The 20134-nt window shown below is 60.8% G+C and carries 19 protein-coding genes; 10 read left to right on the top strand and 9 right to left on the bottom strand.

Annotated elements, in window-relative coordinates; translation table 11 throughout:
* Window positions 1-7: 7 nt before the first annotated feature.
* Window positions 8-916 (top strand): cation diffusion facilitator family transporter, encoded by a 909-nt coding sequence (locus tag FNZ07_RS01800; protein ID WP_091007623.1) that lies wholly within the window; start codon window positions 8-10, stop codon window positions 914-916.
* Window positions 917-940: 24 nt separating this feature from the next.
* Here FNZ07_RS01800 and FNZ07_RS01795 read toward each other — a convergent pair whose 3' ends face one another.
* Entirely contained in the window at window positions 941-1639 is a 699-nt protein-coding gene (locus tag FNZ07_RS01795) for a glutathione S-transferase (protein WP_211367851.1), read from the bottom strand.
* Window positions 1640-1733: 94 nt separating this feature from the next.
* Between FNZ07_RS01795 and FNZ07_RS01790 the strand changes: the two genes are divergently transcribed.
* The 5 genes from FNZ07_RS01790 to FNZ07_RS01770 all read left to right on the top strand — a co-directional run bounded on the left by FNZ07_RS01790 (window position 1734) and on the right by FNZ07_RS01770 (window position 8680).
* Window positions 1734-2309, top strand: a complete 576-nt coding sequence (locus FNZ07_RS01790) for a TetR/AcrR family transcriptional regulator (RefSeq protein ID WP_091007619.1) — start codon at window positions 1734-1736, stop codon at window positions 2307-2309.
* A 312-nt stretch (window positions 2310-2621) separates the two neighbouring features.
* Window positions 2622-3833 carry an 8-amino-7-oxononanoate synthase family protein gene (locus FNZ07_RS01785; RefSeq protein ID WP_091007616.1) on the top strand — a complete coding sequence of 404 codons (1212 nt, stop codon included), beginning with the start codon at window positions 2622-2624 and terminating at the stop codon, window positions 3831-3833.
* The gene (locus FNZ07_RS01780; RefSeq protein WP_245811340.1) at window positions 3826-5046 is read left to right on the top strand and encodes an MFS transporter; all 1221 of its coding nucleotides are present in this window, start codon (window positions 3826-3828) and stop codon (window positions 5044-5046) included. The genes FNZ07_RS01785 and FNZ07_RS01780 overlap by 8 nt, the downstream gene beginning before the upstream one ends.
* Before the next feature lie 57 nt (window positions 5047-5103).
* On the top strand, window positions 5104-6708 hold the full coding sequence (locus FNZ07_RS01775; protein WP_091007613.1) for a carboxyl transferase domain-containing protein: 1605 nt from the start codon (window positions 5104-5106) through the stop codon (window positions 6706-6708).
* Window positions 6709-6712: 4 nt separating this feature from the next.
* Window positions 6713-8680, top strand: coding sequence for an ATP-binding protein (locus FNZ07_RS01770; protein ID WP_091007609.1), 1968 nt, complete (start codon window positions 6713-6715; stop codon window positions 8678-8680).
* Window positions 8681-8735: 55 nt separating this feature from the next.
* Here FNZ07_RS01770 and FNZ07_RS01765 read toward each other — a convergent pair whose 3' ends face one another.
* Window positions 8736-9836: a serine hydrolase domain-containing protein gene (locus tag FNZ07_RS01765; protein ID WP_245811338.1), complete on the bottom strand. Its 1101-nt coding sequence runs from the start codon at window positions 9834-9836 to the stop codon at window positions 8736-8738.
* A 250-nt stretch (window positions 9837-10086) separates the two neighbouring features.
* Between FNZ07_RS01765 and FNZ07_RS01760 the strand changes: the two genes are divergently transcribed.
* Together FNZ07_RS01760 and FNZ07_RS01755 are read left to right on the top strand one after the other, a co-directional pair.
* Window positions 10087-10551, top strand: a complete 465-nt coding sequence (locus FNZ07_RS01760) for a GNAT family N-acetyltransferase (RefSeq protein ID WP_091008867.1) — start codon at window positions 10087-10089, stop codon at window positions 10549-10551.
* 75 nt (window positions 10552-10626) lie between these two features.
* A complete protein-coding gene (locus FNZ07_RS01755) occupies window positions 10627-11319 on the top strand; it encodes an aspartyl/asparaginyl beta-hydroxylase domain-containing protein (protein WP_091007603.1) in 693 nt (230 codons plus the stop codon).
* Here FNZ07_RS01755 and FNZ07_RS01750 read toward each other — a convergent pair whose 3' ends face one another.
* From FNZ07_RS01750 to FNZ07_RS01730, 5 genes are all read right to left on the bottom strand, one after another.
* Window positions 11320-12552 (bottom strand): MFS transporter, encoded by a 1233-nt coding sequence (locus FNZ07_RS01750; RefSeq protein ID WP_091007600.1) that lies wholly within the window; start codon window positions 12550-12552, stop codon window positions 11320-11322.
* Complete coding sequence (locus FNZ07_RS01745; RefSeq protein ID WP_091007597.1) at window positions 12549-12878, bottom strand: hypothetical protein; 330 nt, start codon at window positions 12876-12878, stop codon at window positions 12549-12551. Before FNZ07_RS01745 ends, FNZ07_RS01750 begins: the two co-directional genes overlap by 4 nt.
* Before the next feature lie 2 nt (window positions 12879-12880).
* Entirely contained in the window at window positions 12881-13444 is a 564-nt protein-coding gene (locus FNZ07_RS01740; protein WP_091007594.1) for an isochorismatase family protein, read from the bottom strand.
* 28 nt (window positions 13445-13472) lie between these two features.
* A complete protein-coding gene (locus tag FNZ07_RS01735; RefSeq protein WP_091007591.1) occupies window positions 13473-13925 on the bottom strand; it encodes a MarR family winged helix-turn-helix transcriptional regulator in 453 nt (150 codons plus the stop codon).
* 173 nt (window positions 13926-14098) lie between these two features.
* Window positions 14099-15079, bottom strand: coding sequence for an aldo/keto reductase (locus FNZ07_RS01730; RefSeq protein WP_091007587.1), 981 nt, complete (start codon window positions 15077-15079; stop codon window positions 14099-14101).
* 291 nt (window positions 15080-15370) lie between these two features.
* On the opposite strand from FNZ07_RS01730, the gene FNZ07_RS01725 reads away from it, so the two are divergent.
* A complete protein-coding gene (locus FNZ07_RS01725; RefSeq protein WP_091007585.1) occupies window positions 15371-16441 on the top strand; it encodes a purine-nucleoside phosphorylase in 1071 nt (356 codons plus the stop codon).
* A gap of 187 nt (window positions 16442-16628) precedes the next feature.
* Here FNZ07_RS01725 and FNZ07_RS01720 read toward each other — a convergent pair whose 3' ends face one another.
* Together FNZ07_RS01720 and FNZ07_RS01715 are read right to left on the bottom strand one after the other, a co-directional pair.
* Window positions 16629-16940: a DUF4148 domain-containing protein gene (locus FNZ07_RS01720; RefSeq protein WP_091007580.1), complete on the bottom strand. Its 312-nt coding sequence runs from the start codon at window positions 16938-16940 to the stop codon at window positions 16629-16631.
* A 1076-nt stretch (window positions 16941-18016) separates the two neighbouring features.
* Window positions 18017-19021, bottom strand: coding sequence for a LysR family transcriptional regulator (locus FNZ07_RS01715; RefSeq protein WP_091007577.1), 1005 nt, complete (start codon window positions 19019-19021; stop codon window positions 18017-18019).
* 170 nt (window positions 19022-19191) lie between these two features.
* On the opposite strand from FNZ07_RS01715, the gene FNZ07_RS01710 reads away from it, so the two are divergent.
* Window positions 19192-20106 carry an alpha/beta hydrolase gene (locus tag FNZ07_RS01710; protein ID WP_091008865.1) on the top strand — a complete coding sequence of 305 codons (915 nt, stop codon included), beginning with the start codon at window positions 19192-19194 and terminating at the stop codon, window positions 20104-20106.
* Window positions 20107-20134 lie beyond the last annotated feature (28 nt).

Genomic DNA, 20134 nt, shown 5'->3' with positions numbered 1-20134 from the left:
CCCGACGATGACAGAAGAATCGCCGAAAGCCATTTTCTACGCGCTTGCCGCCAACCTCGGCATTGCGGTTTGCAAGTTCGCCGCCGCGGCATTCACGGGCTCAGGCTCGATGTTCGCCGAAGCGATCCACTCCACTGCCGATTGCGGCAACCAGTTGCTGCTGCTGTTCGGGCTGCGCCAGGCGCGCCGGCCCGCGACCGTGCTGCATCCGCTGGGTGCCGGTCGCGCCATTTACTTCTACTCGTTGATCGTCGCGTTGCTGCTGTTTTTCGTTGGCGGGGCGTTCTCGGTTTATGAAGGGATTCACCGGCTGCTTGAGCACGAGCCGCTGTCGCATGCGTTCGTCGCGCTCGCTGTGCTGGGTATTTCGGTTGTGCTCGAAACTTTTTCGCTGATGGGCGCGATTCGCGAGATTCGCAAACAGCATCCGGATAAATCGATGTGGCGGTGGTTTCGCGAGACGCGCGAGTCGGACCTGCTGGTGGTGGCGGGCGAAGACATTGCCGCGCTGGCGGGGCTCGCCATCGCGTTCGTCGCCGTGCTGCTGACGATGGTGACCGGCAACCCGATGTACGACGCGCTAGGGTCGATCGGCGTTGGTGTGCTGCTGATGGTGATTGCATGGCTCGTCGCACGCGAAGTGAAGTCGATGCTGATCGGCGAATCGGCGAGCCCGGAAGTGCGACGTGCGATCGAAGCGCATTTGCGGGCGCGCAGCGAGATTCGCAGCATCATCAATCTGATCACGCTGCAATGGGGCCGGCATATCGTCGTCGCGGTGCAGGCCGAGATGATCGACTACGCGAGCGGCCGCGCGATGGTCGATGCGATCAATGTGATCGAGGCGGATTTGCAGGCGGCGTTCCCGCAGGCGAAGTGGGTGTTTTTCGAACCCGATGTGCCGCGGGTGAAGTAACCGGCCGTGTTTGCAGCGGTGACTTCAAGCGGACACCTGCGCCGGCTCCGACATCGTCACGCGGTTCTTTACGCTGGGACGCTCCTGCATTCTTGCGTACCAGGCTTGAAGCGCTTCGCATTCGTCGGGTACCGGCAAATTCACGAGCCCCGCAAAGATCAGACCGCCGATAACCGTGATGTCGGCCATCGAGAAAACCGCACCGGCGACGAACGGTTGCTTTCTTAGAACGCTGTCGAAATAGTGCATCCCCCTCAGCGCTTTATCGCGCTGACGGAATCCCCACTCGGCGTTCTGATAAATCTCGACCTCGGGTCCAAGACCTGGGGTTGCGTGATGGAAGTAGACGCTAATGGCGTCGAGCAGTTCCAGTTCGGCGCGCTTGCTCATCATGTGGATCAAGCCCCTCTCGCGCGGCGTTCGGCCGGTCAGCGTCGGCGTGCCGTCGAGCGCATCGAGGTATTCGGTAATCGCCGTGCATTCGGCAATGAAAGTTCCATCGTCGAGCTCGAGTACCGGCAGCGTGCCTGAGTAGTTCTTGAGCAAAAACTGGGGCTTCTTGTGCTCGCCTTGCGGAAGATTGACTGTCACGAACCGAACCTGCGATTGCAGCTTCTTCTCGGCTAACGCTATACGCACGCGAGCCGGATAAGGGCCGGTGGGCCAGTCGTGGATCTTCATCACAGCGGGCGTTGTTGCATCGAAATCGATGGCGGAATTCATAGCTATCCTTGTCTACCTAACACTTGGTAGGCTGAAATATAGGAGCTAGAATGATCCTCGTCAACGTCCATTTTGGCTTTCGAGGTCGGCAGCAATGAGAAACGAATCGAACTCAAGCACCAGCGAGAGCATCCTGGCGGCCGCGAAGGCGATTGCGCAGGCGCACGGCTACAACGGATTAAATTTTCGCGACCTTGCGGACGATGTGGGCATTAAGGCCGCCAGCATCTACCACCACTTTCCGAGTAAGGCCGATCTCGGCGCGGCTGTAGCGAAGCGTTATTGGGAGGACTCAGCGGCTGCGCTCGATGCATTGCTGGCCGAATCCGCAGATCCGCTCCAATGTCTGCGCCAGTATCCCGATACGTTTCGCAAGGCGCTCGAGCGCGATAACCGAATGTGCCTCTGCAGCTTCATGGCGGCCGAACACGATGACTTGCCCGAAGTCGTGGTGAAAGAGGTGCGAACGTTTGCCGATGTGAATATTGCGTGGTTGAGCAAGGTTTTATCCGCTACCGCCGTAGTCGATTCTAAAGAGGCTGAACGACGGGCCGGTGCGATTTTCGCTGCTATAGCAGGCGCTCAGCTTATGGCGAGGAGTCGCTCGGATATCTCGCTTTACGACGCGTTAATTGACGGCTATCGCGCGGCGGGCCTCCTGCCTGCATAGATGCATTTAAGAGGCGACGCGAGAAAATCTGTCAATAGAATAAACCTTCGATAAAGCGTAAGCGCGCGAGTTTCTGGTGAAAACCGCATGGGTGTCCAATAGCTTGTAAATATAAATATCGTTATGCCGAAAAGTTGCTTAGTTTCTCCGGGAGGAAAAGCTAGGCTTGCCGCATTGAACGTCAGTCTTGCAGTTCCGGTTCATTCTGATTTTTAACCTGCGGCCAACGGATTCGATAAATAGCCATATCGCATAGCGTGATCTGTATCTTCCGATACGGATCGGCGCCGGCTGGTCATCTCTGGAAATTCCATGCATTTATTCACTAATACAAAAAAGGCCATCCAGATCAGCAATAGCTTCTGGGACGTTACCACCCAGGCTGGACTGGCCAATATCGTTTCCCGCAATCTAAACGACGGCGTACATGAAGCGCTTGCCACGGGTAAATCGTTTCTTAACATGTCGTCCTATTCGTACCTCGGCCTCGATTCTCATCCTGATATTTTGCGGGCAGCCGCCGACGCCGTACTGGAAACAGGTTCTCTCAATACGTCCATTTCCAGAATCCGGGTTCAATTCGATATTCTGCAACGCGCGGAGCAGGCGCTGGCGGAGCTCGTCGAGGCCGATGTTCTGACCACGCCCTCGTGCGCCGCGGCTGCAGCGGCGAGCTTGCCCTTGCTCGCCTCGGGTGCGTTGACCGACGATGTCGCGCCGCTCATGGTCTTCGACAAGAACGCGCATTTCTGCCTGAACATGATGAAGCCGATTTGCGCCGACGAAGCGGAAGTCGCCACCATCCGGCACAACGACCTCGATGCGCTGGAGGACTTGTGCAAGAGTCGGCCGAGGGTCGCTTATGTTGCGGATGGCGTCTATAGCACGGGTGGCCAGGCGCCGGTCAAGGAACTGCTGCAACTGCAGGACAAGTACGGCCTGTTCCTGTTCTTCGACGAGGCACATGGCTTTTCGACCTTGGGGCGCCACGGGCGTGGGCTGGTGCTCGAAGAGATGGGGGCGATCAATGACCGGACCCTGATCGTCACTTCGTTGAACAAGGGCTTCGGCGCATCGGGTGGGGCCATCTTCCTTGGGCCGCGTCACAATCTCCACCGCCACAATCTGGCTACGCGTTTCGGCGGCCCGATTACCTGGTCGCAGCGAATCAATACGGCCGGCCTGGGCGCGATCATCGCGTCCGCCGCCATCCACCGGTCCGATGCATTGCCGCGCCTGCAAAACCGCTTGCAGGACAACGTCCGCTATTTCGACGAGCTGATCGATTCGGAAAGCCGCGGCGACGGATTGCCGATCCGCTTCATTTCCATCGGCTCCGAGGACAACACGATTGTCTTTGCCAAGAGCCTGCTGGAGCAAGGTTTCTACACTTCGCCGATCTTCTTCCCGGTGATCGCGAAAGGGCGTGCCGGCTTGAGAATCATGATCCGGGCAAACATGCAGCACGAAGACATCCGGCGCTTTGCCGCGAGCCTCAACCAGCTCAAGGCCGACCATGAGTGACAAGCCCGCTCTCGCTGCCGATACGCCACTGGAAAACGCTGCATCGGCTTTTCGCGCGATGGCGCTGGCGTGTCTGATCGTATTCATGGCGCAGATGGCGACGACGGTTTATCTGCCGTCGCTACCCATCGTCATGCGCGATCTGAAGATGACTCAGGGAACGGTCGAGCTGTCGATCTCCGCCTATGTGATCGGCGCGGCGCTGCCGGTACTGTTCTGGGGTGCCGCCGCGGAGCGCTGGGGCAGACGCGGCCCTTTGCTGATTTCGCTGCTGCTGTTCGTGAGCGTGAGTCTGCTGCTCGCAGGTTGTACCTCGGCGCTGGAGCTGCTGGTGTTGCGCGCCATACAGGGCATCGCGGGTGGCGGCGCGGCGATCATCGCCAGAATTATCGTGCGGGATAACTGGCGTGGCGACGAACTGGCGCGACGACTTTCCGTGCTGTCTATCGCCTTCATCACGGCACTGGGTGGGGGGCAGTTTATCGGCGGTCTGATCGGTCAGTACAGTCACTGGCAAGCGGGTTTCGTGCTGATGGCGCTGACCGCCGCGCTGGCGATCGGCATGTCGTATTCGTTGCCTTTGAAGACGGGGCGCCGCACAGCAGTGACCTCGGGTATGGCCGGTACGTACTGGAGCGTACTGCAGCGTCCCGGTTTTCTGTGGCCCGCCTGCGCGGGCGGGTTGGGATTCGCCACGACCGTGACGTTGCAGGAAGTGAGTCCTTTTGTGTTTCAGGAGCATTTCGGCGTGGCCGTGACGGGCTTCGGCAGCATCGGCTTGCTGATCGGCGTTGCGTATTTCAGCGGCGCGATGCTGGTTAATCGCCTGGTGAAGCGGCTCGGCGGCGTACGACTGATGCATGCCGGCGCGGCGCTGATTGCCTGCGCGACCACGCTGATGCTGGTGTCCTCGCTAGCTGGTGTGCTGAATCATTTCGCCGGGCTGTGGATTTTCATCGGGCTGTATTGCCTGACGATTTTTGGCCAGGCGGTGCTGTTTCCCAACAGCATGGCGACCGCCGTCAGCGATGCCCACGACTACGGTGCCCACGCGATGGCCTTATGCGGCTTCCTGCAGCAAGGACTAGCGGGCATAGCCGCGACCGCGTCGGTGTTACTGCATCACGACGGTACGTGGACCTACGCTGTGTTCGCACTCGGTGCGCTGACCTTGCTTCAGGTGAAATTGAAAGTACGAACCCGGCACGTGTGATGCGTCGGAGCCGGTCCGATTTTCGGTTGCTCCAGTTTAAAAAAAGGAATACCAGTCATGTCACGTATCGAATCGCGTATCCCGTCGACGGGAGAGGCGTTTATCAGGAATATGGCGGCTTTCGGGGAATTGCGCGCGCAGATCGATGCTGTGCGCGAGGCGGCTGTGCTGGGTGGCGGCAAGGAAGCGCAGACGCGTCAGCGAGCCAAAGGCAAGCTGGCACCGCGGCAACGCATCTCGCTGTTGCTCGACCCGGGTACGCCGTTCATGGAGATCGGCCAGACCGCGGCCCACGACGTCTACGACCACGCGGTGCCATGCGCGGGCATTGTCACGGGTATCGGCGTAGTAGAAGGGCATGCGGTCGCGATTTTTGCCAACGACGCGTCGGTGAAGGGCGGCACGTACTACCCGCTGACCTTGCGCAAGCACTTGCGCACCCAGCAGATTGCGCGAGAACAGGGCTTGCCGTGCCTGTACCTGGTCGATTCGGGCGGCGTCTATCTGCCGCTGCAGGAAGAGATCTTTCCGGACGAGCACCACTTCGGCAAGATCTTTCGCAATATCGCCGAAATGTCCGCGTTGGGCTTGCCGCAAATTTCCGCTGTGATGGGTTCGTGCACCGCGGGCGGCGCCTACATTCCAGCGATGAGCGACGAGACGATCATCGTACGTGGCAACGGTTCGATTTTCCTCGGCGGCCCGCAACTGGTCCGGGCCGCAACCGGCGTGATCGTCGATGCGGAGACGCTGGGCGGTGCCGACGTGCATACGCGCGATAGCGGTGTCGCCGATCATTACGCCAACAGCGACGAACACGCCATTGTGCTGATGCGCGAAATCGTCTCGCGCCGGGGGCGCGGCAAACTAACGCCACCGCCGCAAGCACCGCTGCCGCCACGACACGATCCTGAAGAATTGCCCGGCATCATCAGTGCCAATCCGCGCGAACACATTCCGGCTCGCGAAATTCTGTCGCGCCTGCTCGATGACAGCGAGTTCGCGGAATACCGTGCGCGCTTCGGTACCACGATCGTCTGCGGTACGGGTCATATAGGCGGTTATCCGGTGGGTGTGCTGATCAACGACGGAGTGCTGTTCTCGGAAAGTGCGCAGAAGGCGACCAACTTCATCGAGCTTTGTTCGCAGCGACAGATTCCGCTGCTGTTTCTGCACAACATCAACGGCTTCATGGTCGGTGCGGAGTACGAGTCGGGTGGCATCGCCAAGCATGGCGCGAAGATGGTGAACGCGGCATCGTGCGCGCGGGTGCCGAAGTTCAGCATCCTGATTGGCGGCAGTTACGGGGCGGGCAATCTCGCCATGTGCGGCCGCGCGATCGGTCCTCAGTTCATGGCGATGTGGCCTAACGCCAAGACCTCGGTGGTGGGCGGCGAACAGGCCGCTACCGTGCTGGCCCTGATCCGCGCGGAACAGGCGGCCAAACAGGGCACCACGTTTACACCCGAAGAGGAAGAGGCATTCAAGCGCCCGATCCGCGAGTCCTACGAGCGCCAGGGGCAAGCTCTCTATGTCGCCGCGAGGATGTGGGTGGACGCCATTATCGATCCCGCCCGGACTCGCGAGTGGCTGACCTTGAGCCTCGCTCTCGCCGCGGCAGCGCCGCCCCAGGAAACCCGCTTCGGCGTCTTCAGGATGTAACCCCATGTTCAAACGGATACTGATTGCCAATCGCGGCGAAATAGCGCGCCGCATCGCCCGAACCTGTCGGCGCCTCGACGTCGAGTACGTGTCGGTGTATTCAACTGCGGACCGGAATGCGGCACATCTGGCGGGCGCCGTCGACACTCAATTGATCGGCGACGCCCCCGCCAGCAGCAGCTACCTGAACGCGCAAGCGCTCATTGCCGCTGCGCTTCGCACGGGCTGCGAAGCCATTCATCCCGGCTACGGCTTCCTCTCCGAAAATGCGGATTTCGCGGCTGCGGTCGCACGAGCCGGCCTGGTCTTTATCGGACCGGATGCGCACACCATCGACAGCATGGGTAACAAGGCAACGGCCAAGAAACTGCTGGCTCATGCCGATGTGCCGGTGGTTCCGGGTTCGAGCGAGGCGACCGAGTCACATGGTCTGATCCGCGAGGCTTGCGAGGCAGTCGGCTACCCGGTCATTCTCAAGCCGGTGGCGGGCGGCGGCGGCAAAGGCATGCAGGTGGTCACGCAGGACAGCGAACTGGACGCTGCAATCGACGCGGCGATTCGCATCGGCAAGGCGAATTTCGGCGATGGTCGTTTGCTGGTGGAGCGCTATATCGCTACGCCGCGGCATCTGGAGGTTCAGATATTCGGCGATAGCCACGGCAACGTCGTGCATCTGTTCGAGCGCGAGTGCTCGTTGCAGAGACGTCACCAGAAAATCATCGAAGAAGCTCCCGCCACCAACCTGCCGGCGGATGTGCGCGCCAGATTGCTGGCCGCGGCCGTGCGCGGTGCGCAGGCGATCGGGTATGTCAACGCGGGCACGTTCGAGTTCATTCTTGCACCAGATGACCAGTTCTATTTTCTGGAGGTCAATACGCGTCTGCAGGTCGAACACCCGGTGACCGAAGCGATTACCGGTCTCGATCTGGTCGAGTGGCAATTGCGGGTAGCGGCCGGTGAGGCGTTGCCATTGCAGCAGGATGCGATCGAATTTTCCGGCCACGCGATCGAATGCCGGGTCTATGCGGAAGACCCTGACCAGAATTTTTGCCCGATGCCAGGCGAGGCTTTGCTCGTGCAGTGGCCGGATAGCTGCCGGGTGGACGCTGCGTTTGACGGGCGAGGGCAGGTGCCGTCCTTCTACGATCCGATGGTTGCGAAGTTGATTGCGTATGGCACGGATCGTCCGGATAGCGTGCGGCGGCTGTCGGCCGCAATCGAACAAACAACCTTGCTTGGCTTGACGAGCAACCTCGGTTTTGCGCAACGCCTGTTGCAGGATCCACGCGTGCGGGCGGGACAGGTCGATACGCATCTGGTGGACGATTTCATCGCGCGCACTGTGCCGCTGCCGACGCTCGATCTGGCCGCCGCATGCGCGGCCTTCGTGGATAGTGCGGACGTCGCCGGGCAGGATGTCCGTTCGCCGTGGGCAGGCAGTATCGGCCCGCTGGACCGGATCGCGCTCGACCCTGAAGCACCGCTGGGTCGCCTCAGTTACCGGTTTCAGAATCAGGTGTTGCAGGTCTGCCTGCTCAGGCGCGATTCTCAAAGCGCGGAAGTTGCGATCGGGGAGCAGCGTTTCGAGGTCAGTGGCGCGCGCTCCGGCGGCGTGTGGAAAGGCCGTATTGGCGAGTGGGTTTGGGTTGCCGCGAGGTTTGGCGACGAGCTGGAATTGAGCGTCGCGGGTACGCGGGTCCAGTTACTGACTCGCAAGGACATTGCAGACGAACTCGACACGTCGAAGGGCGGCGATGTCGTCACGCGCATGCCCGGTGCTGTGGTTGCGCTGCCGATCGAGATCGGCAGTCGGGTCGAACAGGACGATGTGATCGCGATCGTGGAAGCGATGAAGATGGAGAATCGCATCTACGCGCCGGCGGCCGGTACGCTGAGCGCGCTGCACTGCCGGCTTGGCGAGATCGTTTCGGCGGGGCAAACGCTGGCCAGTATCACCACGGTGGCTGCGTAGCGAGTCGGGATTGCCGCGTGTGCCGCAGGCGCGGCATTTTGCGGCGCGTGTGTCGTTACCCTTTCGGATCGACCGGGTCGGTAGCGGGATCGCTGACATGCGCCGCCGCATAGATCAACCGCATCAAACGACCCATTTGCCCTTCGGTGACCCTGACCTTATCCGCATCGGTCTGGTGAACGACGACCAGATCGTGCAACGGATCGACAACGACGTACTGACCGTTGTGACCGTCGGCCCAGAAACCACCGATCGGAAGATCCATGAGGGCCGCGCCGCGATCGGGAAACCCGGTCCACCAGAGGTAACCATAGCCCGAATGAAGGTAGGTTTCCGACCACGCCTGGGTGCTCTCCGCAACCCAGCTTGCGGGAACAATGGTTTCGGTATTCCATCGGCCGGAGCGAAGGTAAAGCAGGCCGAAACGCGCCAGATCGCGCGCGCTCATACGGAACGGGTAAGCCGGAAACATGGAATCCGCGCCGCGGATATAACGACCATCCTGCGGACGGTAGTCCTGCATCCCAATCGGCCCAGCAATGCGCTGCCGGAAGCTTTCGAAAATCGATTCGCCGACCGCACGCTCATAGATCGTACCGAGCACATTGAAATCCCAGTTGTTGTAATACCAGAACGTGCCGGCAGCATGACTGCCGCGCGCCGGCCTACGTTGCTTCTCGCTGAGCGTTTCGTAAAGAGCCGGATGATAGACGCCGGAACGTGCCTGCAGTAACTGCCGGACGGTCGCCTGCTTTTCGGCGTCGGTGAGGCTGGGAGGGGAGTCGTCGATACCCAGGCTCGCGAGCGTTGCGTCGAGATCGATCTTGTTCTCAGCAACGGCGATGCCGATCAGCGCACTGAGCAGACTCTTTCGTATCGAATGAATTCCGCGCTTGCGAACGATGTCGCCAAAGCCGTCGACCATGCGACCGCGATGCACGATGACGAGCGCCGCCGTATTGACCGACTGGGCGTAGGCGTGAGCCTGCGCGAGCGCATCGGTCGACCATCCGGCTTGTTCGGGCGCGATGGGGTCCCATTCGACTCCCGGCCAGTCCAGCGCATCAGGCGACTGATCTGCAAAGGAGACTGACGAGGTTTGCGCCATCAGCCCGGCTATCGCAAGCGCGAGGAAATCCCTTCGGCTAACTTTCAAACCCTTCTCCTGTCGTAGATGGAAAGCGTGGTTATTCGGGCGAAGCTCGATGGAGGGATCAACGCATGCGTCGGTGCTTGTCGAAAACGGACCGAAGTCTTTTCGTGTAAGGATCTTTAAACGGTAGATGGATCGAAAATCCGTCGGCGGATGGGCTCACGGCTTTAAACTTGTGCGAAATTCTCGTGAAGTGGTGACGGTCATGACGGATATGGACGGTACGAACCGCGTGCCTATCAAAGGGCGCGAAATGCAGCATCAGTTTGTTATTCGAGCGGCTCATCCCTCGGACGCGGACGAGCTCACGAAGCTCGCCTTTCTTTCGAAAGCGCACTGGGGTTACCCCAAAGACTGGCTGGACTTGTGGCAGGCCGATCTCACGATTACGCCCGAGGCGATCGAAGGAGCGATCGCCTATGTTGCCGAGCTTGAGGGAAAAATTATCGGGTTCTGGGCGAGGGCATCGCTGGATTCAGATCAGATTACTTCGGGGTGGCTGTTCGTTCACCCCGACCATATGGGGCAGGGGATCGCTCGCGCACTGTGGTCTGCGCTCCGTGAAGAAGCAAGCGCCAGAGGTATCCAGAGTTTTGTGATCGAAGCCGATCCCAATGCCGTGCCGTTCTACCTGTCGCTCGGAGCGGAAAAGATCGGCGAGAGAGAATCGACTGTCATTCCAGGAAGATTTATTCCCATCCTGCGGATACCGATCTGATTAGTGCGTGAATTGATAATGCATACCCGCGTTCGTTCGAAGGCCAGAACCGTTGCCATTGCCGCAACCACTGCCATGGGCCGGCTCTACGACAGCGGCGCGCGGCTCATGCGCCGCATCTACGACCGGCGTTTGCACGACGCAGCCGTGCTGGATGCCGCGCGACATTTCCCCGATGCTGTGTCCTTCGAGACGAACTGGCAGGCCATTCGAACTGAGGCGCTGCAGGTCGCGGCGAGTATCGCCAGCATCCCGCGTTTCCACGAAATCATGCGCGAGCAAGCCGATATCTCGGCTAGCGACGGACGCGATTGGCGCATGTACATCATGCAAGCCTACGGTGTGCGCTTCCTGCGCAATCTCGCGCGCTGCCCGACGCTCGCCGCGCTCGTCGCTCAATCGCCCGACGTGCTCTCGGCCTCGTTTTCGTTTCTTGCGCCGGGCAAGCACATCCCGCCGCATCGCGGACCGTTTCGCGGCATCCTGCGCGGCTATCTCGTCCTGTCGATGCCGCTCGACTCTGAAGGCAGACCCGCTGCCACGCTGACCGTCGACGGCCACGCGCATCGGTTGCACGAAGGCGAGTTCATGTTGTGGGACGACACGTTCGAGCATGAGGTGCTCAATGCGAGTGACGAGGTGCGCATCGTGTTGTTGCTCGATATCCGCCGTCGCAGCATGCCGCTCGATTTACGGTTGCTGTCGAACGCCGTGATTGCGCTCGTGCGGCTAGGCATCCGCGTGCGCGGTTCGAGGATTGCGGTTTAGCTAGCTGTCGTGACGTGGCCGATGTATCTGCCGCGTCAAAGCGTAAATGCCCACAAGCGCCGCGGCAAAACCCGAAGCCGCACCCACACCGAGCGACCATCGTGGGCCAGGATGATCGGCCACCCAACCGACGATCGGCGCACCGATCGGCGTCCCTCCGAGCGCAACGCCAATCCGCATCGCCATTACCCGCCCGCGCATGGCGGGCGCGGTCGACAACTGCATCAGGCTGTTGGTCGTGTTGGTAAAGGTCAAGGCGGCGACGCCGATCACCACCAGCGCGCTGCCGAACAGCCAGTAGCTCGGCGCGATCGCGGCTAGCGTGCAACCGACTCCGAACATCGCGGCGCCGATGATCAGCGATGTGAACTGTGGTCTGTCGCGACCGGCAGCCAGCAGCGCACCGGAGACGGTACCGATAGCCATCATCGACGACAGCAGACCATAGCCTCGCGCATCGGCGTGAAAGACGCCGACGGCCATCGTCGAGATGAAGATCGGAAAGTTCAGGCCGAACGTGCCGATCAGAAACAACATGACCAGAATTGCCAGCAGATCCGGACGCGACCACACGTAGCGGAACCCTTCGGTGAAACCTCCGGGCGTGCGGCGTGCCCTCACGTTGGGGCGGAGTTCGGAAGCACGGAACAACGACAGCGAAGCGAGCACCGCAACGAAACTGGCGCCGTTGATCAGAAACGCCCAGCCGGTACCGACCGATGCGATGACGAGGCCGGACGCGGCCGGTCCGATCATCCGCGCGGCGTTAAACGAGGTCGAGTTGAGTGCAACGGCGTTCGGTAGATCCGCGTCGCCGACCAGTTCGGTGACGAAGGTCTGGCGTACTGGTGCGTCGAACGCGGCCGCGCAACCGAACAGAAACGCGAACACATAGACATGCCACAACTGGACGATGCCGGTCACCGTCAGCAGTCCCAGTGCGAGCGCCAGCGCGCCCATCGTTGCCTGGGTGGCGATCAGCAGTTTGCGCTGGTTGTAGTGATCGGCGGCATAGCCGGTCCAGGGCAGCAGCAGAAGCTGCGGTCCGAACTGCAGCGCCATGACCGTGCCAACCGCCGACGCGTTGTGATGCGTGAGCTGAGTCAGCACCAACCAGTCCTGGGCCGTGCGCTGCATCCATGTGCCTACATTGGACACCAGTGCGCCGGCTGCCCAGACCCGATAGTTGAAGCTTTTCAGCGAACGGAAGACACCCGTTGCAGGAATGCTCACGAATGCTCCGGTGTATTGCCGCCGTTAAAGCGCCCAAAATGCCGCGCGGCGAACAGGCTCATGGCGAGGATGCCGAGCCCTAGCACGATCGCATCGACGGTGTCGCCCAGATTGAAATCGCCGACACGACAGACGAGCAGATAGCCGACGATCAGGTTGAGAAACCCCCACAGCGCATTCACCGTCGACGACGAAAACCCTTCTCCGCGAGGCGTCGCAAAAGGACTCTGAAACGGCTTTCCCATCAAGCCGCTAACCAGATGCGGCACGGCGTTCGCAAGCACTGCGCCGCCGAAAAACCATGACACGAGATGATGCCAGTTCATTTTCAGGCACTCCTTGTTTTGAGCAGATCGATGATGTCCTGGGCCGTGCCGGTTTCGCCGAGCCGCGGAAAGACGTTGTTGATGCTGTAGTCGTGTGCTTCGGGGCGCCCGTCAGTCATCGCGTCGAGCGCGAGCGTCACGTTGAACCCCAGTTCATAAGCCTGGCGAGCGGTCGATTCGACACCGGTTCCGGTCGCCACACCCGCGATGACGACCTGGGTCACGCCCAGCTTCTTCAGCTGGTCGGCGAGATCGGTGCTGGCGAAGGCACCCCAGGTGTGCTTCGTGACGACGATGTCACCAGGTTGTCGATCGAGTTCGGCAATGAGCTCGGTCCAGTCGGGCGGGAACGGCGCGCCCTGGCGCGGCCGTTCGACGCGGCCTGGTGCGCCGCCTGCGACGTTGACCAGGACGACCGGTAAACCGCGTTCGCGAAACGCATCGAGTAGTGCGCGCGATCGTTCTACGACTGCGTCGATGGAGTGAACGAGCGGGAGAGCGACGATACCTTTTTGCAGGTCGATGACGATGAGGGCGGTGTCGGGATCGAGTGTGGTGAGGGCCATGTGTTTCCTGCGAGAGCGAAGGGAGGACTCAGAAGTCGGCAAGCCGTTGCAGCAGTTTCACCGCAGCGGCGAGTTGCTCCTGTTCCTGTGCGGACAGTTGCGCTTGCAATGCGTGGACGAGCCAGTCTTCTTTGGCGGCGCGGCTCGCCTTGACGGTCTTCCGGAAAGTGGAGGTCAGCGTGATCAGGGTTTGCCGGCCGTCATCCGGATCGGGTTCGCCACTGATGGCACCCATCGCCTCGAGACCGGCGACCGTAATGCGCATGGACTGCGGGCGCACGCTTTCGGCACGGGCGAGGGCGGACACGGTGGCGGGCCCGTCGCGCTCCAGACGCAGCAGCACCGATTGCTGCGACGAAGTGAAATCGCCTGCGGAGGCCTGCTCCCGTACCCGACGAATCAGCTTGCTTAGGGAAATGCGCAGTTCGCCGGCTAGAGCGGCGAGCTGGGCGGCTTCGGATGTGAGTGCTTGTTTGACCATGGGCGGAGCATAGCATATGTACAGTTTAGCTGTACAGTTTTGCTGTGCACGCTACGAGGTCGAATGTGGCCGATGATGTGACCGCTGTCGCGATGAAGCTGTGTGCTTCTTCGGCAGCGTCGACGAGTTCGCGGAACCGGCGAGCGCGTCCGGCTCCGCGTATAGGACTATTTTTATTTGAACCCGGCCACCGTGTGCGGCACGTAAAGCTCTTCGAGTTTTGCGATCTCGTCGCTGCTGAGTTCGAGCGACAGCGCGGCGACTGCATCGTCCAGGTGATGTAGTTTGGTTGCACCGACAATCGGCGCTGTGATGGGTTTCTTCTGCAGCACCCATGCGAGCGCAACCTGTGCACGCGGCACACCGCGCGCGGCTGCGATTTCGCCGACCCGCTCGACCACCTTGCGATCGGCCTCTTCGGTGTGCGCGTACAGCGTGCGGCCGTATTCGTCAGTTTCCGAACGCGCGCTGCTCGTGTTCCATTCGCGCGTCAGGCGACCACGGGCAAGCGGACTCCACGGAATGACACCGATGCCTTCGCTTTCGCACAGCGGCAGCATCTCGCGCTCTTCCTCGCGATACAGCAGATTCACGTAATTCTGCATCGTGACGAAGCGGGTCCAGCCGTGCTGCTCCGCGACATGCAGCGCCTTCGAGAATTGCCATGCGTACATCGACGACGCGCCGATATAGCGCGCCTTGCCGGCTTTCACGACGTCATGGAGCGCTTCCATGGTTTCTTCAATCGGCGTGTGATAGTCCCAGCGATGAATCTGATAAAGATCGACGTAGTCGGTACCGAGCCGGTGCAGACTGGCGTCGATTTCCGCCATGATTGCCTTGCGCGACAGGCCGGCGCCGTTCGGTCCTGGACGCATCCGGTTGAAGACCTTGGTGGCGAGTACGATCTCGTCGCGACGCGCGAGATCCTTCAGTGCACGTCCGACGATTTCCTCGCTCGAGCCGAGCGAGTAGACGTTGGCGGTATCGAAGAAGTTGATGCCGTGATCGAGCGCCTGCTTGATGAACGGACGTGCCTGCGCTTCGTCGAGTGACCACGCGTGCGCGCCGCGATCGGGGGCGCCGTAGCTCATGCAGCCGAGACACAGACGCGAGACGTCGATGCCGGTGCGGCCGAGTTTGACATAGTCCATCGTGCTGCTCCTGTGGGAAAGTTCGGGGACGAACCAGGAAGGCGTTCGATTATAAGAAGCGGCGCGTCGCGATTAACGAGTCGATCCGCATAAATTACTGAATCAGATTTGATAATGACGTGGACTGCGTAAAAAATGCGTGATGGCAAAAGAAATGCGGCCACGTATACTTGGTTCCGCTTTACGTCACCCCTCGCAGGAGGCGCCGGACCCTATCCGGCATCCTGCCGCATCTGCAATACAGGCAAGTTATTCCTCCCAACGCTGCATAGAACAAAGGAAGGACCTCCTATGTTGATCCGTACTTTTAGTGCCATCCCGGCCTTGATGCTGGCGGCGTGTGCTGTTTCGCCGCTAGCGGCGAATGCCGACGACAGCAACAGCTTCGCACAAAACGACTCTGGCTCGCAGGCACGCCATGTGAAGGTGATGATCATCTCCATGTTTGCGCCGGAGGGCCAGGTCTGGCTCGACCATCTCGGACCGTGGCAGGAAATCACAGTGGCCGGGTTGTCGCCGGACTATCCGACCGTGCATTGCAACAAGCAGGACATCTGCGTGATGACGACCGGCATGGGTCACGCGAATGCTGCCGCTTCGACGATGGCGCTGACGTTCTCGCCGAAATTCGATCTGCGACATACGTACTTCATGGTGGCGGGCATTGCTGGTATCGATCCGTTGCGCGGCACGGTCGGTTCCGCGGCGTGGGCCAAATATCTGGTCGACTTCGGCATCCAGTGGGAAATCGACGGACGTGAAATTCCGCCGGGCTGGACCACCGGCTACCTGGGTATCAACACGACAGGCCCCACGCAAAAACCGCCGCTCGACTATAAGACCGAAGTATTCCAGCTCAATACGCAGCTTGCGGATGCTGCATTCGCGCTGTCGCGCAACGTGACGCTCGAAGACAACGCTCAGGCACAGGCCGCACGCGCCAAATTCAGCTATGCGCCGGCGAACCAGCCACCGAGCGTCATTCAGTGCGACACGCTGGCGGGTGATACATGGTGGTCGGGTACGGATCTCGGCCAACGTGCACGCGACTGGACCAACATCCTGACCGACGGCAAGGGCGTGTATTGCACGACGCAACAGGAAGACAACTCCACCTATGAAGCGTTGACCCGTGCGGCCACGGTGAAGCGTGTCGATCTGAGCCGCGTAGCGGTGCTGCGTTCAGGGTCCGATTTCGACCGGCCGTATGCGGGCCAGACGAGTGCGGACAATCTGTTGAACTACGCGGCGCAGGGTGGTTTCTCGATTGCAGTCGACAACCTGTATAACGCGGGCAATCCGCTGGTGCAGGACATTGCGACGCATTGGGGCGAGTGGCGCGACGGCGTGCCGCATCGGTAAGGCACACTGCCCGTGTGGTGATTCAATGCGCGCGGTAGGGCGTCCACACGGGCGTATCGGTTGACCAGTCGTCGAGTTCGGATGGGTTCATGATGAGCTCCTTCGAGTGATGTGTGTCCGGTGTTGGTGTGTGCGCCGGACACGCGCGATGTTTCAGATCGACGTCGCACGTAACGCGCGCGCTGCGTTACTCGCCGCGCGCGACACGGGTGGCGTTGTCGGCGTTGCGTTCCTGCGCAGCGATACGCTCCGCTTGCGTGCTGGCGATCAGGCTTTTGTTCGGATACACGTTGCGGCTAAGTGCTGGCAGCGAGCCGTCGCGATAGGCCTGCGCGAGTTCCGCGCGAACTTCTTCGCGGGTTTTCGGTGCCCGGGTGGCGTTGCTGTTGGCCCACGTGTAATCGTTGTAGGTGCCTGCCCGGCCGATGCCACCGTCGGCGAATGCTGCTGTGCTTGCGGCGAGAGAGAGCAGGAGACCTGCGATTAGGTGGTGTTTCATGGTTCACTCCTGTGATTCGTTTGCAACGCTCGTTAGTCGGCGTTGCGACAGGGTGAAATGTAGGCCTTCGTGCTCCGGCGATAAATCGCGGTTTTGTGAAATGAATTGTTGGGGAAATGGAACAATCTTTTTTTTGCCCTGGCAGGCGGCTGTCGTTTGTCCTTTGTCCTTGCAGGCGGTTTTTCGTTAGCGCCCCTCTTTTGCCTATGCAGGCGGCTGCGATTTGGCGCCTCGCGGCTGGATTGTTTGCCTGTGCAGGCGGCTTTGTTTTAGCGCCTCGCGGCGCAGGCGTTGCCCCTGTGCGGGGCGGCACCTTCTTTCTTTGCCGCGGCAAAGAAAGAAGGCAAAGAAAGCCGCTCGAGACGTTACCGTGTCCTTTCCATGTGCGGCCTTCGTGGCCCGCACCTAAGTGTCGCCCTCGCACTGAAACGGTAGTGGTTCGAGACGAGACCATCCCTCGCACCACAAACCTTAGTGACCAGGCCGTCATTCATCCCGCTCGCACTACGTGCTCGCGGTTGAGTGACCACATCGGAAATCCTTCCTTGGAAGCGCGACGACAAAGCCGTAGGCGAACGTTGGAAACAGCTTAAACACCAAGCCTGAACGGGAAGTTGGTGACGAGATTAAAGGCGCAATTTGAGGGGCAAGGAGTCAGTCTGAAGGACAAAGAAGAGGCTGAAATCGAAGAGCTGAAGGCACGCCGAACGAGGACGGTTATGTCCATCGGCGGCGAAGCGCGCCGGAACGGATGAGCGCCTTGTCACTACAGCAGAAAGTGCGAGGGATGATCTCGTCTCGGACCACTACCGTGTCAGTGCGATGGCGACACTTAGGTGCGGGCCACGAAGACTGCACATGGAAAGGACACGGTAACGTCTCGAGCGGCTTTCTTTGCCTTCTTTCTTTGCCGCGGCAAAGAAAGAAGGTGCCGCCCCGCACAGGGGCAACGCCTGCGCCGCGAGGCGCTAAAACAAAGCCGCCTGCACAGGCAAACAATCCAGCCGAGAGGCGCTAAAGCTAGGCCGCCGGCCAAAGCAAACGACAGCCGCCTGCACAGGCAAGCAAACAAAACCCTATGCGACCCATTCAGTCATAACAGGAGTATCCAGCGCAGAAGCCGCCTCCCGCTGCTCAGGCGTGCGCATCGTACAAGTCTTGTCAAGACTTGCCCGCCCACTCAACAACGGACACCGATCGAACACCTCGGCAATCCAGTCGACAAACACCCGCACCTTCGACGACAGATGCCGGCTATGCGGATACACCGCCGAAATCGGCATCGGCAGCGGCTTCAGATGCGGCAGCACCTCCACCAGTTGCCCCGACTGCAAATGCGGCAGCACCATGAAGCGCGCCGGCTGGATCAAACCGAATCCCTCCAGCCCACAGGTGACATAAGCATCCGCATCGTTGACCGACACGATGCCCTGCATCTTCGCCTCGACTTCCTTGCCGTCCACCAGAAAAGCCCAGTCGATCACACGTCCCGTACGACTCGAAAAGTAATTCACAGCCTTATGCTGCTCGAGATCTTCGAATGTCTGCGGTGTGCCAAACTTTGCGAGGTAATCGGGCGACGCACACGACACGCCTTCGAATAACCCGATACGTCGCGCCACCAGCGACGAATCCTGCAGCGCGCCCACGCGCACCACGCAATCCACACCCTCTTGGAGCAAATCCACCGGCCGGTCTGTCAAACCGAGCTGCAGATCAATATCCGGGTAGCGAGTGTGGAATTCGCACAGAGAAGGAATCACGATCAACCGGCCGATCGAGCCCGGCATATCGATACGCAGCTTGCCGTGTGGCTTCTTGTTGCCGCTCTGGAAGCTTGCTTCGGTTTCCTCGACATCCGCGAGAATCCGCACGCAACGCTCGTAGTAGGCGGCGCCATCGGGCGTCAACGAGAGGCGCCGGGTGGTCCGGTGCATCAGGCGTACGCCAAGAAACGCTTCGAGATTCTGAATGATGGTCGTGACCGACGCGCGCGGCATGTCGAGCGTTTCCGCTGCGCGCGTGAAACTGTTGGTGTCGACGACCCGGGTGAACACTTGCATGGCCTGAAGCCGGTCCATTGCAGACCTCCGAAAGGGCAGGTGCATCTGGAGAGAAGCCGCCCAGCCGATAAGCGAGGCGATTGTTCAGGTGCACCGAATTGTGTTGCCGGATTATAGGCATTTATTTGCGAGTCTGCTGAACCCACAATTCGCACCATCGCCTTTCTGTGCGCATTGCGCTGCTCGACATGGATGCATTCAAATCGCCGTACTCCTTCACTCCCTCGGCCCCGGGCCTCGTGGAGGACGGCGCCTCGCTGGAACTCACCGATGTACAGATCGAGGGCTACGCACAGCCGATCACGCTGCGTCTGTACCGGCCTGCCGCCAAGTCGGGGCTGCCGGTGCTGCTGTACTTCCACGGCGGCGGTTTCGTGCGCGGCTCGATCGATGCCGCCGACAGCGCCGCACGCTATTTAGCAGAGCGCTTACCGGCTCTCGTAGTGTCGGTCGGCTATTCGCTCGCGCCGCGCTTTCCGTTTCCCGCCGCACCCGAAGACGCGCACCTCGCGGCGCTCTGGGCGCAGACCAACGCGCGCACGTTCGGCGGCAATACGCGGCGTTTGGGCGTGGCGGGCCATGACGCCGGTGGGCAACTGGCCAACTGTCTCGCGTTCATCGGGCGCGATCGCGGCGACGTGCGCATCGATGCGCAGGCGCTGTTCGGTCCAATGCTCGATCCAAGCCTCACGCGGCTCGGCGACGAGCGTCGACTGAGTTCGGACATCACCGCGAGCGAGTGCGCTGCCTGCTACCGCGCGTATTTGCCGCAGGCGTCGCAGCGCATGCATCCGTATGCTGCGCCCCTCGAATCGGCGCGGCTTGCAGGTCTGCCGGCCACGCTGGTCATCACCGCACAAAACGATGTGCTGCACGTCGAGGCCGAGAAGTACGCGAGCAGCCTGATCGACGCGGGCGTGCTGACCCAGGTGGTCCGCTACCCGAGCGTGTCGCATGCCGCCGTTGCCGAACATCCGGCCGCCCTCGAGGAAGCCGTGCGCTTTTTTCAGTGCCGCTTCGCGATGCGCGACACCCGCGATGTCCGCGACAGTCGCGAGGCCCGCGAGGTCCGGGACGCGCGCGCAGCCAAACAAACAACCTGATTGATCACAGAAACCACCTTGGAGCCAA

The organism is Paraburkholderia megapolitana (genome assembly GCF_007556815.1).
GTDB lineage: Bacteria > Pseudomonadota > Gammaproteobacteria > Burkholderiales > Burkholderiaceae > Paraburkholderia > Paraburkholderia megapolitana.
This window is presented reverse-complemented; position numbering and strand designations above follow the sequence as displayed.